The 14,440-nt window shown below is 73.0% G+C and carries 6 protein-coding genes; all 6 read left to right on the top strand.

The annotated features are described in order from the left end of the window. Positions 1-231 (top strand): iron chelate uptake ABC transporter family permease subunit (locus CFP71_RS02990; RefSeq protein WP_143267035.1); only part of this gene is annotated, 231 nt, incomplete at its 5' end. Beyond that, positions 228-1,268 (top strand): FecCD family ABC transporter permease, encoded by a 1,041-nt coding sequence (locus CFP71_RS02995; RefSeq protein WP_093932284.1) that lies wholly within the window; start codon positions 228-230, stop codon positions 1,266-1,268. The genes CFP71_RS02990 and CFP71_RS02995, both read left to right, overlap by 4 nt. Beyond that, the gene (locus tag CFP71_RS03000) at positions 1,265-2,041 is read left to right on the top strand and encodes an ABC transporter ATP-binding protein (protein ID WP_093932285.1); all 777 of its coding nucleotides are present in this window, start codon (positions 1,265-1,267) and stop codon (positions 2,039-2,041) included. The genes CFP71_RS02995 and CFP71_RS03000 overlap by 4 nt, the downstream gene beginning before the upstream one ends. Next, a complete protein-coding gene (locus tag CFP71_RS03005; RefSeq protein WP_093932286.1) occupies positions 2,035-11,994 on the top strand; it encodes a non-ribosomal peptide synthetase in 9,960 nt (3,319 codons plus the stop codon). The genes CFP71_RS03000 and CFP71_RS03005 overlap by 7 nt, the downstream gene beginning before the upstream one ends. Then, positions 11,991-13,397, top strand: coding sequence for a DHA2 family efflux MFS transporter permease subunit (locus tag CFP71_RS03010; RefSeq protein WP_093932287.1), 1,407 nt, complete (start codon positions 11,991-11,993; stop codon positions 13,395-13,397). Before CFP71_RS03005 ends, CFP71_RS03010 begins: the two co-directional genes overlap by 4 nt. Beyond that, entirely contained in the window at positions 13,390-14,427 is a 1,038-nt protein-coding gene (locus CFP71_RS03015) for a 3-deoxy-7-phosphoheptulonate synthase (protein ID WP_093932288.1), read from the top strand. The genes CFP71_RS03010 and CFP71_RS03015 overlap by 8 nt, the downstream gene beginning before the upstream one ends. Positions 14,428-14,440 lie beyond the last annotated feature (13 nt).

Below are 14,440 nucleotides of genomic sequence, written 5' to 3' on the forward strand. Positions count from 1 at the left end.
CTGTTCGTCGGGCTGATCGTGCCGCATCTGGTGCGGCGGGTGGCCGGCGCGTCGATCCCGTGGCTGATCGCGTTCGCCGCGCTGCTCGGCCCGGTCCTCATGCTCGCCGCGGACGTCGGATCCCGGGTCCTGCTGCCGACCGGCGAGGTCCCGGTCGCGATCGTGACCGCGTTCCTCGGCGGCCCGGTGCTGATCTGGGCCGTCCGCAAATACGGGGCGGCGCCGCTGTGACCACTGTGAAAGAAGCGACCGCGCTCGTCGTGCGGCGCGGGCGGTTCTCCGCTCGCGTCGAACGCCGCACACTCTGGTTCCTGGTCGCGATGCTCGTGGTCATCGCCGGGCTGACCCTGCTCGGGCTCTGCTACGGCGCGGCGTGGGCGAGTCCCGCCCGCGTGTTCGCCGCGCTCACCGGTTCCGGTGGCGGCCCCGGCGTGGTCATCCGCGAATGGCGCCTGCCGCGCGTCCTGGCGGGGCTCGTCTTCGGTGCCGCGCTCGGGCTGGCAGGCGCGATCTTCCAGAGCATCACCCGCAACCCGCTCGGCAGCCCGGACGTGATCGGCCTCGACGCCGGCGCCTACACCGGCGCGCTGTTCGCGATCACCGTGCTTTCGGGGACGTCGACGCAGCTGACGATCGGTTCGGTGCTGGGCGGGGTGGTCACGGCGGCCGTCGTGTACGCGCTGTCGCTCGGCGGCGGGCTGTCCGGGTTGCGGCTGATCGTCATCGGCATCGCGATCAACGCGATGCTGATGGCGTTCAATTCGTGGATCGTGCTGCGCGCCGAACTCGAGATCGCGATCGCGGCGGTCGGCTGGAACGCCGGTTCCCTCAACGGGGTCGGCTGGGACGACGTCGCCATCCCGTTCGGGGTGCTCGCGGTGCTGTTCGCCGTGCTGTTCACCCGGGCACCGGCGCTGCACCAGGCCGCGCTCGGCGGCGCGCTGGCGGTCACCACCGGTGTCCGCTGGGACCGGCTGCGGCTGGTCCTGGTGCTGATCGGCGTCGGCTGCACGGCCACGGTCACCGCCGTCGCCGGGCCGATCGCGTTCATCGCGCTGGCGGCACCGCAGATCGGGCGGCGGCTGGCCCGCACACCCGGGATCGGACTGCTGCCGGCGGCCCTCACCGGCGCCGTGCTGCTGACCGGTGCCGACCTGGCCGCCCAGATGCTGCTCGCGCCGGAATCGCTGCCGGTCGGTGTGGTCAGCACCGTGATCGGCGGCGGCTACCTGATCTGGCTGCTCACCAAGGAGGTGCGGCGCATATGAGTGCCCGCTTGACCGCGCGGGAACTGACCCTGCGCTACGGCGACCGGATCGTGTCGACCCGGCTGAGCCTCGACGTGCCCGACCGCGCGTTCACCGCCGTCGTCGGACCGAACGCGTGCGGCAAGTCCACCTTGCTGCGCGCGTTCGTCCGGCTGCTGAATCCGGCGAGCGGCGAGGTGCGGCTCGACGGGAAGAACGTCGGTTCCTTCCACGGCAAGGGTTTGGCCCGGGAACTCGGTTTCCTGCCGCAGGACCCGGTCGCGCCGGAGGACGTCCGCGTCCGGCAGCTGGTCGCGCGCGGCCGGTTCCCGCACCAGTCGCTGTTCGCGTCGTGGTCCGAAGAGGACGAACGCGCGGTGATCGAGGCGATGACCGCGGCCGGGGTGGCGGGACTGGCCGACCGGCCGGTGCAGGAACTCTCCGGCGGACAGCGTCAGCGCGTGTGGGTGGCGCTGGTGCTGGCGCAGAAGACGCCGTACCTGCTGCTCGACGAACCGACGTCGTTCCTCGACATCGCGCACCAGTACCAGCTGCTGAACCTGCTGGCGCGCCTGCGCGACGAGGGCCGCACGGTGATCGCCGTCCTGCACGACATCAACCAGGCCTGCCGCTACGCCGATCACCTCGTCGCGTTGCGGGACGGCCGGATCGTCGCCGAGGGCGCGCCCGCCGAGATCGTCGACGCGGAGCTGATGAAGGAGGTCTTCGATCTCCCCAGTGTCGTCGTGCCCGACCCGGTGACCGGAACCCCGATGGTGGTGCCCTCATGCTGAACCTGACCGGAGCCCAGCTGGGCATCTGGACCGCGCAGCGCCTCGAACCCGATTCGCCGTACTACGTCGTCGGTGACGTCGTGGAAATCACCGGCGATCAGCCGGTCGACCTCGGCGTGCTCACCGAGGCGATCCGGGCGACCGCGGAGGAGGCCGACAGCCTGCGGTTGCGCGTCTTCGAGACACCGGACGGCCCCCGCCAGCAGGTCTCCACGGAACCGCTGCCGTCGCCGGACGTCGTCGACCTGAGCGGTGAGGCCGATCCGGAGACCGCGGCGCACGCGCGGGTGGAGGCGGAACGGCGCCGCGTCGCCGAGGCCTGCCGGGGCATGCTGGACCGGCCGCTGTTCGCCCATCTCGTGCTGCGGCTGTCGGAGTCGCGGGTGTGGTTCACCCAGCTCGGGCACCATCTCGTGTTCGACGGCTACACCGCGGCGATGCTCGCGCGCCGGACGGCGGCCCGCTACACCGCCTCGGTCCAGGGCGAGGACGTGCCGCCTTCGACGTTCGCCCGGTTCGCCGATCTCGTCGAGGCCGACCGCGACTACCGCGTGAGCGAACGGTTCGAGCAGGACCGCGAGTACTGGCGCGAGCGGTTCACGCCGTTGCCGGATCTCGACGACGGCGGCGGCGCGTCGGGTCCGCCCGAGAACACGGTGACCGCGCGGTCGGTGCTGCCCGCGTCGGATGTGGCGCGCCTGCGTGAACTGGGCAAACGGGCCGGGACGACCTGGGGCGACGCGCTGATCGCCTGCTACGCCGCCTTCCTGCACCGCGTGCTCGGCTGGACCGACGTCGTGTTCGCGATGCCGTTGATGTGCCGCGAAGGAGCGGCGTTGCGGACCCCGGCGATGGCGGTCAACGTGCTGCCGCTGCGGGTCACGGTGCTCCCGGAGGACTCGGGGACCGAGCTGACCACGCGAGTCGCGGGCACGCTCAAGGAGATGCGCGCGCACCAGCGTTACCGGGGCGAGGATCTGCCGCAGGATCTCGCGGTCCCCGGCGCCGGAGCGCTGCTGCACGGCCGCGGCATCAACCTCAAGGCGTTCGACCTGAAGCTCGACTTCGCGGGCTCGCACGGCGTCATGCGCAACGTCGCGGGCGGTCCGCCGGAGGACATGGGCTTGTCCGTGCTCCCGACCTCGGACGGGGGACTGCTGCTCGGTTTCGAGGTCGACGCGCGGACCCACGACCAGGCCGCGGTCGACGCCAAGCTGACCGCGCTGCGCTGCCTGATCACCGCGCTGACCGAACCGGACGGCCCGGTCGTCGGCGGCGCGGACCTGGTCCCGGCGGGGGAGCGGGACGCGCTGCTGGAGGCATGGTCGACGCCCGCGCCTTCCCCGGACCTCGCCGGTGTGCCGGAATTGCTGGCCGGACTCGACCCGGACCAGACGGCCTTGGTGTCCGGCGACGAGCGGCTGACCGGCGGCGAACTCGTCACCCGCGTGCACCGGCTCGCCCGGGCGTTGCGGGCACGCGGTGTCGGGGCCGACGACGTCGTCGCGCTGGCCTTGCCGCGGTCGGCGGATCTCGTCGTCGCCCTGCTGGCGGTGCTCGACGCCGGAGCCGCGTTCCTGCCGCTGGATCTCGCCCATCCCGTCGAGCGGTTGCGGGAACTGGCCGCCGAAGCCGGTGCCGTGCTCACCGTGGCCCACGATCCGAAAATCGTGCCGGGGCCGCAGCTTCTGCTCGGCGAAACCGATCTGTCCACACTGGACTCAACGCCGCTGGAGATTTCGCGGCATCCGGAACATCTCGCGTACGTCATCTTCACCTCCGGTTCGACCGGCCGCCCCAAGGGTGTCCTCGGCCGGGTCGGCGGCCTGGCCACGTTGCTGCGTCATCACCGCGCGACCACGGTCGCCGAGACCGAACGCGCCGCGGGCAGGCGGCTGCGGGTCGCGCACACCTACTCGTTCGCCTTCGATTCCGCGCTCGATCAGCTGATGTGGCTGCTGTTCGGGCACGAACTCCACGTCTACGGCACCGACGTCGCCCGTGACGCCGACGAACTGCTGGCCGCGTTCGCCCGGGACCGGATCGACGTCGTCGACACCACGCCGTCGATGGCCGCGCCGCTCGTCGACGCCGGACTGCTCGACGGGCCGGACCGGCCCGCGTTGCTCGTCCTCGGCGGCGAAGCGACTCCGCCGGCGCTGTGGCGCCGGGTCGCGGAGTCCGGTGTCCGTGCCCGCAACATGTACGGCCCGACCGAGGCCACCGTGGACGGTGCCGGATGCTGGCTGGACGCCGGGGAACCGACCATCGGGACCGCGGTACCGGGGACTTCGGTCCGGGTGCTCGACGCCGCGCTGCGCCCGGCGCCCGCGGGTTCGCCGGGCGAGCTGTACCTCGCCGGACCGCATCTGGCGCGCGGCTACCTCGGGCGTCCGGGCGCGACCGCCGAGCGCTTCGTCGCCGATCCGTTCGGCGCGCCCGGTGACCGGATGTACCGTACCGGGGACCTCGTGCGCTGGGTGCCCGGCCGCGGGCTGGAGTACCTGGGCCGCCGCGACGGTCAGGTGAAGGTGCGCGGTCACCGCGTCGAACTCGGCGAGGTCGAGGCCGCGCTGGCCGCCGTTCCCGGTGTGCGCGCGGCCGCCGCCGCCGTGCGAGGACCGAGGCTGGTCGGGTACGTCGTCGGCGAGGTCGTCCCGGACGAGGTCCGCGCCGAACTGGCCGGGCGCGTGCCGGAGCATCTCGTACCCGCCGCCGTGGTCTTGCTCGACGCGCTTCCCTTGACCCCCAACGGGAAGATCGACCGGATAGCGCTGCCCGCCCCGCGCGCGGCGGCCGGGCGGACCGCGGCCACCGACCGCGAACGGCTGCTGTGCGCGACCATCGCCGAGGTGATCGGCGTCGATGAAGTCGCGGTCGACGACGACTTCTTCGCGCTGGGCGGCGACAGCATCACCGCGATCAGCGTCAGCAGCAGGCTGCGCGCGCACGGCCTCGACCTGCGCCCGCGTGATCTGCTGGCCCGCCGCAGTTTCGAGGCGCTCGCCGCGACGAGCGCCGAGATCGGCGGTCCGGTGGCCCCGCCGGACGAGCCCGACGGCGTTGTCCCGGCCCCACCGATCGTTCGCGCGCTTCTCGACCCGCATCCGGACGTCGCGACGGTCGCCGGCTACACGCAATGGACCGCGATCCGGCTCGACGAGGACCTTCCGCCCACCCTGCTGATCGAGGGCGTCCAAACACTTCTGGACCACCACGACGTCCTCCGTCTGCATTCAGAGGACGAACTGCGCGTCCGCGAGCGCGGCGCGGTGAAGGCGTCCGACGTCGTCATCGAGACGACCGGCGACCCGGCCGAGGTCGCGGCGGAACTCGCGGCGTCGCTCGACCTCCGGACCGGGGTGCTCCGGGTCGCGCTGCTGCCGGACCACCTCGTGATCGTGATCCACCACCTGGCGGTCGACGGTGTCTCCTGGCGCGTCCTCCTGCCGGACCTGCGTGCGGCCTGTGCGGGCGAACCGCTCGAACCGGTCGGGACGTCGTGGCGACGGCACGCGCTTCTCCTTGCCGAGCAGGGGGAATCCGGCGCCCGGCGCGGAGAACTCGACCACTGGCGCGGCGCGCTCGACGGTCCGCGTCTCGGCCACCGGCCGCTGGACCGGGCCGCCGACACGGTCGCGACCGCGCGGCGTTCGGTCACCGTCGCCTCGCCGGAACAGACCGACGCGGTGCTCATGAGCCTGCCCGCGGCTTATCGCGCCGGACCGGACGACGTCCTGCTCGCCGCGCTCGTACTCGCCCTCCGGTCGTGGCGGGACGCCCCGGTCGAGGCGGAAACCGTGTCCCTCGAAGGACACGGCCGGGACCAGGACGGCCTGGACCTGTCGCGCACGGTCGGCTGGTTCACCGCCGAGCATCCGCTGCGCGTGCCCGCCGCGGCGGTGGCGGCGAGCACCGATTTCGACAGCGCGTGCGCGGGCGGCGACGCGGCGGGAAAGCTGCTGCGGGCCGCCAAAGAAGCCAAGCGCGCCGTGCCGGACAACGGGGTCGGCTTCGGTGTCCTGCGGTATCTGGACCCGCTGACCCGGGACGAGCTCGCCGCCGTCCCGCCGCCGGACGTCGTCCTGAACTACCTCGGCCGGTTCGCGGCCTTGCCGGGGACGGGCTGGCGGCTACCGGAGGAGGACCCGTTCGCGGTCACCGAACCGGAGGCGAAGTCGCTGGAACAGGTACTGGCGCTGAACTGCTTCGTCCGGGAGGACGGCAGTCCCCGGCTCGCCGTCGAGTGGACGGCGGCCAGTGAAGTGCTCGACACCGGAAGCGTCGAGGCCCTCCAGGAAGCGTGGTCGCGAGCACTGGAGGCTTTGGCCGCGCACGCCGCCCGGATCGGACCGGACGGCGGTGGTCTCACGCCGTCCGACCTGCCGCTGGTCGGCTTGGACCAGGCCGATATCGACGCGCTCGAACGCCTGGGCCGCGTCGAGGACGTCCTGCCCGCGACCCCGTTGCAGACCGGGCTTTCCTTCCACACGCTGGCGCGGGGCACCGAAGACACCGACGTCTACGTGGTCCAGGCCGTCACCCTGCTCAGCGGCGCGCTCGAAGCCGACCGCATGCGTGAAGCCGCGGCGGAAGTGCTGCGGCGGCATCCCGCGCTGCGTGTCCACCTGCACACCGCCGGCGCGGGCGAGGTCGTCCAGGTCGTGCCCGCCGACGTCACGCTGGACTGGCGGTCCGCGAGCGTGTCACCGGAGCAGGTCGAGATGGAGTGCCGTGCCGAGCTGTCCCGTCCCTTCGACCCGGCGACCCCGCCGCTGATCCGGTTCCTGCTGCTGACGCTGAGCCCGGACGAGCACCGCCTGGTGCTCACGAACCATCACGCGCTGCTCGACGGCTGGTCGATGCCGCTGGTCGGCCGCACCCTGCTGGCTACCTACGCCGAACTCGGCGGCGGTCCGGCTGCGCCCGTCGCCCCGCCGCTTTCGGAGTACCACCGGGTCCTCGGCGACCGTGATCCCGACGCGGCGCTGGCGGCGTGGCGCGAGGCGCTGGCCGGACTCGACGAAGGCACGCGGCTCGCCCCGGCGAGCCTGGAGTCCACTGTGGAGCGTCCGGAGCGCGTCACCGTGGAACTGGGCGGAGAGTTCAGCGAGCGGTTGCGAGCCTTCTCCCGTGAACGCGGGATCACCCCGACGACGGTCTTCCAGACCGCCTGGGGCGTCCTGCTCGCCAGGCTGACCGGCCGCCGCGACGTCGTCTTCGGCTGCCCGGTGTCCGGGCGCCCGGCCGACGTCCCCGGCGTCGAGCGCATGATCGGGCAGCTCGGCAGCACGATCCCGGTGCGCGTGCGATTCGACGCCGCCGACACCGCGAGCACCGTGCTGGAGCGCGTGCACACCGAAAGCGTCCGGCTCACCGATCACCACCACACCGGGCTGCCGGACATCCAGCGCGCGGCCGGTGTCGGCGACCTGTTCGACACGATGCTGGTGATGGAGAACTTCCCGCTCTCCAGCCGCGCCCGCACCACCCTGGCGCCCGGCCTCGATCTCGTCGGGGTCGACATCACCGACGCCACGCACTATCCGCTCACGGTGATCGTGCTGCCGGGCGACGAGTTCACCGTCGGCCTCGGCTACCAGCCGCAGGCGTTCACCCGCGACGAGGCCGAGTCCTACGGCCGCTGGCTGCGGGCCGTACTGCACGAGATCGTCGCCGATCCCGCGCGACCGGTCTCCCGGCTGCGCGCGCTCGACGCCGACGAAGAACGCGCCATGCTGCGCCTCGGCGAAGGGCCGGAACCCCGCCGTGAACGCGGCGGCATGCTGGCGGAGTTCGGCCGCTGGGTCCGCGAGACCCCGGACGCCGAAGCCGTCGTGTGCCGCGATCGCAGCCTGACCTACACCGAACTGGACCGCCGGGCCAACCGGCTCGCGAACACCCTGATCGACGCCGGGGTGAAGCCGCAGGACCCGGTCGCGGTCCTGCTGCGCCGCGACGTCGACCTCGTGGTCGCGCTGTTCGGCGTGATCAAGGCGGGCGCGGTGCACGTGCCGATGGACCCGGACTACCCGGCCGACCGGCTGGCGTACATGCTCGGCGACATCGAGCCCGCCGCCGTCGTGTCCACTTCGGACATCGAGGATCTTCCGGTGATCCATCCGGATCAACTGTCCACTGAGGACACGGATCCGGCCGTCCCGTTCAGCGATGACGCGCTCGCCTACGTCATCTACACCTCCGGCACCACCGGCAGACCCAAGGGCGTGGCGGTACCGCATCGTGGCGTCCCGAGCCTGATCGCGTTGCAGGAGGACATCGTCGGGATCGGGACCGCCGAGCGGTACCTGCATTTCGCCTCGACGAGTTTCGACGTCGCCTTCTGGCAGTTCATGCTGCCGCTGCTGTCCGGCGGGACCTCGGTGATCGCGCCGGAGGAGGTGCGCGTCTCCGGCGACGACCTGCTGGCCTACGCCGCCGAGCACCGCGTCACCGGGCTCAACCTCCTGCCGTCGTTCCTGTCCGCGATGCCGGACGACGCGACCGTCGACCCGGACGTGTTCTTCGTCGTCGGCGCCGAACGGCTCGACCCGGAGCTGGCGCGGCGCTGGGGAAACCGGCGGGCGCTGTTCAACGCCTACGGCCCGACCGAGGTCACCATCAACTCGGTCACCTGGCACTACGACCCGGCCGACCCCGGACCGCTGCCGATCGGCCGACCGGACCCGGAGGTCCGCGCGTACGTGCTCGACGGCGGGCTGCTCCCGGTCGGGACGAACGTCACCGGTGAGCTGTACCTGGCCGGGCCGAAGCTCGCGCAGGGTTATGTCGGCCGGGCCGCGCTGACCGCCGAACGATTCGTGGCGGATCCGTTCGGGCCGCCGGGGGAGAGGATGTACCGCACCGGTGACCTGGTCCGCTGGCGGCCGGACGGGCAGATCGTCTTCCTCGGCCGCGCCGACCACCAGGTCAAACTGCGCGGCTTCCGGATCGAACTCGGCGAGATCGAGACCGCGCTGACCGCGCACGACGACGTGCGCGCCTCCGCGGTGATCGTCCGCGAGGACAGGCTGGTCGCGTACGTCGTTCCCGTGGACGGCACCGAACCCGAGCCGGCCGCGCTGCGCGAGTACCTCGCCGCGGAGCTGCCCGCGTACATGGTGCCGACCGCGTTCGTGCCGCTGGACCGGCTTCCGCTCGGCCCGAGCGGCAAACTCGACCGGGCCGCGCTGCCCGCGCCGGAGGCCCGCTCCGACGGCGGACGGGAACCCGCCACCCCGGCGGAAGCCGTGCTGCTGCGCGTGGTCCGCGACCTGCTCGGCCCCGATGTGGGCCTGGACGACGGTTTCCTCGACGCGGGCGGGGACAGCATCGCCTCGCTGCGGGTGGTGTCCCGCGCCCGCCGCGAAGGGCTGCACCTGACCGCGCGCGACGTCTTCGAAGGCGGCACGGTCGCCGGGATCGCCGCGCGCTGCGGCGAACCCGAACGGTCAGAGGAAGCCCACGCGGTCGGCGACGCCCCGCTCACGCCGATCATGCGCGATCTGTTGCTGCGCGCGGGAAAGGCGGCCGACGGGTTCTGCCAGTGGGTCGAGATCTGTGTGCCTTCGGCGGGCGACGTGCCCCGCTGGCGTTCGGTGCTCGACGCGATCCTCGCCCGCCACGACGTCCTGCGCGCACACCTGGTCGAGGACGCGCTGCGCGTCCCGGATGTCGGGGCCGTGACCGGCGCCGACGTGCTGACCGCGGTCCGGGTGTCCGGCGATCCGCGCACGGTGCTGGACGCGGAGGCCGGCCAGGTCGTGGCGCGGATGGACCCGCGCACCGGGCCGTTGTTCCGCGCGGTGCTGGCGGACGTGGGCGGCGAGCGGCCGGGACGGTTACTGCTGGTGGCCCACCACCTGGTCGCCGACGCGGTGACCTGGCGGGTGCTGCTCGACGACGTCGAACAGGCCTTCCACGGCAACACCCCGCACCGGCGCGGGCAGTCCTTCCTGGGCTGGGCGCGATCGCTGCGGGCGGCCGCTCCGCATCGAGAGGACGAATTGCCGTACTGGCACGGGATCTCGTCGGCGCCGGTGGCCACGCTCGGCCGTACCCGGCTCGATCCGGCGCGGGACACCGTCGCGACCGCGCGGCATCACCGGATCGACGTCGGCGCGGACACCACCCACGCCGTGCTCACCGCCCTGCCGACGGCCTACCGCACCGGCCCGGACACCGTGCTGCTGACGGCGCTGTCCCGCGCGGTCGCGGCCTGGCGCGGGACCGACGCCGACCTGCTCGTCGCCGCCGAGAGTCACGGCAGGCCGGGGCACACCCCGGACTTCGCGGGCACGGTCGACCTGGCGCAGACCGCGGGCTGGTTCACCGCCGTGCACCCGGCGCGGATCGCCCCGCCCGCCGGACCGTTGCCGGACGCGCTGAGGGCCGTCCGCGATCACCTGCGTGCGGCTGGGGACGGCCTCGGCCACGGAATCCTCGGCGTCGAAGGGCCCCGGCCCGAGATCGCCTGGAACTATCTCGGCCGCTTCCCGGCGGCCCCGGTCACGGAAACCCCGTGGCAGCGCCCGCCGGACGCCGATCCGCTCGGTTCGGGCGGTGGCCCGGAAATGCCGCTGCCGTACGCGCTGACGGTGAACGCGATGGTCCCCGACGGCGGCACGCTCGGCGTCCGCTTCACCTGGCCGTCCGCGCTGTTCACCGAGGACGAGATCGTCGTGCTGGGCGAGCACTTCGCCCGCGCGCTGGACGAACTCGCGGCCGACCTGCCAGGGCCCGGCGAGGTCATGCCGCTGACGCCGTTGCAGGAGGTGATCCTGCGCGAGTCCCGGACCGCGGAAGAAGATCCGTATCCGGTGCAGGCGGCGTTCACGCTGTCCGGTGACCTCGACGTCGAGGCACTGCGGGCCGCTGCCACCGCGTTGGTGCGGCGGCAGCCGAACTTGGGTGCCGTGTTCCCGCCGTCGCACGAAGTCCAGGTGATCCCCGCTGAGCCACGTGCTGGTTTCCGTGTGTGCGAAGTGTCCGAAGTGGACACAGCGGACACCGCGCTGGACGAGGAGCTCGCGGAGCCGTTCGACCTGGCGAACGGGCCGCTGTGGCGCGTCACCGTGCTGCGGCACGGGCCCGGCCGTCAGACCCTCGTGCTGACCAGCCACCATCTGCTGTCCGACGGCTGGTCCGCGCCGCGCATCCTCGGCGAGTTGTTCGCGCTGTACGCGGGGAAGCCGCTGCCGGATCCGGTGCCGCCGACCCGGTACACCCGCCTGCTCGCCGCGGCCGATCACTCGGCGGACGTCCGGGCCTGGCGATCGGAACTCGAAGGCCTTCCCGAAGGCGACCACCTGCCGCGCACCGGCGGCGCGGCCGGACCCGCGCTGTTCACCGTGGACGGTCCGCTCGTCGCGGAACTGACCCGGCTGGGGGCGGCACGCGGGTTCACGGCCAACACCCTGTTGCAGGGTGCCTGGGCGGCCGTGCTCGCGACCCACGCGGGACGGCCGGACGTCAGCTTCGGCGTGATGACCTCGAACCGGACGTCCGATGTGGACGGTGTCGAGGAGATCATCGGCCTGCTGGCCAACAGCGTCCCGGTCCGCGCCCGGTTCACCGGGACGGTCGCCGAGACGCTCGCCGACCTGCAAGCCCGGCAGCAGGCGATGGCCGGGCACCACCGGATCGGCCTGCCCGAACTCGCGTCGCTCGCCGGGCGTGAGCGGCTGTTCGACAGTCTGCTCGTGTTCGAGAACTACCCGGTGGATCCGGCGAAACTGCGCGAACCCGCGCCCGGCCTCACCGTCACCGGGACGAGGTTCCGCGAACGGACGCACCATCCGGTGAGCGTCACCGTCGTCCCGGGCGAGGACGGCTGGGAAGGAGTCCTCTACGCGGGGGAGCCTCAGCCGTTGGCCGACGACCTCGTCCGGTTCCTCCGGGAGCTGCCGTCGTGGCTGGACGGCGACGCGGCCGGGTTCGTGGGGAAGCGGTGACCGCGCGCCCGATCGACGCCGCGCTGTGGCGCACGGCGGCCGTGCTCGTGCTCGGCACCTTCATGGCGACCTTGGACAGCACGATCGTCTCGGTCGGCGTCGACACCCTCGCCGAGGAGTTCGGCGCGCCGGTCACCGGTGTCCAATGGGTGACCACGGCGTACCTGCTGGCCGTGGTCACCGCGGTGCCGGCGTCCGGCTGGCTCGCCGACCGGTTCGGTGGCCGCCGCGTCTGGCTCACCGCCGTCGCCGTGTTCCTGCTGGCGTCCCTGCTGTGCGCGCTGGCGCCGACCCTGCCCGCGCTCATCGCCTTCAGGGTCCTGCAAGGGCTCGCGGGCGGCCTGTTGCCACCGACCGGTCAGGCGCTGCTGGCGCGGGCCGCCGGCCCTGACCGCATCGGACGCGTGATCAGCGTCGTCGGTCTCGTACCGCTGTTGTCGCCGGTGCTCGGCCCGCTGGCGAGCGGCACCATCCTCGCCGTCGCGGACTGGCCGTGGTTGTTCTACGTCAACCTCCCGGTCGGCGTGGTGGCCGTGATCCTGGCCCGGCGCTGGGTCCCGGCGGGCGAGCCGGGCGGCCGGGGCGACCGGTTCGACTTCCGTGGCGCGCTGCTGCTTTCGCCAGGACTCGCGGTGCTGGTGTTCGGGCTGACCTGGTTCGAACAGGGGAGCCCGGTGGTCGCCGGGCTCGCGGTCGCGGCGGGTGTCGTCATGCTCGCGGCGTTCGTCCGGCACGGCCTGCGGGCCGAGGCGCCGCTGCTCGATCCGCGGCTGTTCACCCAGCCGCCGTTCGGAGTCGCCGCGCTCGCGCTGGTGCTGCTCGGCGCGTCCGTGTTCGGCACCATGTTCCTGCTCCCGCTCTACCTCCAGCGCGGCGCCGGACTGTCCACTTGGGACACCGGCCTGCTGCTGGTGCCCCAGGGCATCGGCGCGGCGGCCGGTTCGGTACTGGTGAACCGGCTCGTCGACCGGATCTCGCCGCGCACCCTGGTGCTGAGCGGGATCGGGCTGGTCGCCCTCGGCACCGCGCCCTTCACCCAGCTCGGCGCCGGTCTTCCGGACTGGGTGATCGTGGTTTCCCTGCTGCTGCGCGGTTTCGGCGCGGCGCTGATCGGCGCGCCGGTGATGACGATCGTCTACCGCCGGGTCGAACCCGCCCGGCTGCCCCGCGCGGCCGGGGCGCTGAACCTGCTCAACACGCTCGGCGGCTCGATCGGCACCGCGGTGCTGGCCGTGGTGCTGCAGGCCCGGCTGGCCGCGCGCGGCCCGGACGTCGCCGCGGCCTTCGCCGACGCTTTCTGGTGTGTTCTCGGCCTCGCCGTCGTGGCGGTCGCCGGTGCGACGCGGCTGCCCCGGGCCGGGGTGGCCGCCCCCGACAAGAAGAGAGGTCACGCGGATGCCTGACCAGGACACCCTGCCCAGCCCGGCCGAGGTGGCCATGAGCGACGTCGTGCCGGACGAGATCGCCCGGCACCGCGAAACCGTCGCCGACGTCCTCGCCCGGCGCGACTCGCGGTTGCTCGTCGTCGTGGGTCCGTGTTCGGTGCACGACACCGACGGCGCGCTCGAGTACGCGCACCGGCTCGCCGAGGTGTCCGGGCGCTTCGCCGACGACCTCGTCCTCGTCCTGCGTGCCTACCTGGAGAAACCGCGTACGATCGCGGGCTGGACCGGCCTGGTGCCCGACCCCACCCTGGACGGCAAGGGCGATCTCGCGTCCGGGATCCGGCTCGGACGGCGGTTCCTGGCCGACGCCGCCGCGACCGGGCTGCCGCTGGCCTACGAGTTCGTCGACCCGTTCCTGGCGCCCTACTTCGCGGACACGATCAGCTGGGGCGCGATCGGCGCGCGGACCGTGGCCAGCCAGCCGCACCGGCAGCTGGCGTCGTGGCTGCCGATGCCGATCGGCATGAAGAACTGCGTCTCCGGGCGGCTGGACACGGCCGTCGCCGCCGTCCGGTCGGCTGCGCTGCCTCACGTGTTCCCCGGCGCCGCGGCGGACGGGCGAGCGCGGATCCAGCGCAGCACCGGCAACCCGGACGCCCACCTCGTCCTGCGCGGCGGACCGAAACCGAATCATCACGCCCACGCGGTGGCGGACGCCCTCGACGCGCTGACCACCGCCGCCCTGCCGCACCGGCTCGTCGTCGACGCCTCGCACGGCAACAGCGGCAAGGACCACAACCGGCAGCCCGTGGTCGTCGCGGATCTGGCCGATCAGATCTCGGCGGGCAACGACGCGCTGGCCGGGGTGATGATCGAGTCGTACCTCTCGGACGGCAGGCAGGACGTCGGGTCCACGCGGCCGCGTCCCGACCTGAGCATCACGGACGCATGCCTGGGCTGGGACCGGACGGTGCCGCTGCTGGAATCCCTCGCCTGCGCGAACGCGGTGCGACGCCTCAGCGCTCCTAGGAAGGCCGGCGTTCTTTAGCGGTACTCGTGTG

It is taken from the genome of Amycolatopsis thailandensis (assembly GCF_002234405.1).
Taxonomy (GTDB): Bacteria; Actinomycetota; Actinomycetes; order Mycobacteriales; family Pseudonocardiaceae; genus Amycolatopsis; species Amycolatopsis thailandensis.

What these genes read in the sequence shown, in the direction of transcription:
- CFP71_RS03000 (WP_093932285.1), top strand. Translation starts at nt 1,265, where the DNA reads ATGAGTGCCCGCTTGACCGCGCGGGAACTGACCCTGCGCTACGGCGAC.
- CFP71_RS03005 (WP_093932286.1), top strand. Translation starts at nt 2,035, where the DNA reads ATGCTGAACCTGACCGGAGCCCAGCTGGGCATCTGGACCGCGCAGCGC.
- CFP71_RS03015 (WP_093932288.1), top strand. Translation starts at nt 13,390, where the DNA reads ATGCCTGACCAGGACACCCTGCCCAGCCCGGCCGAGGTGGCCATGAGC.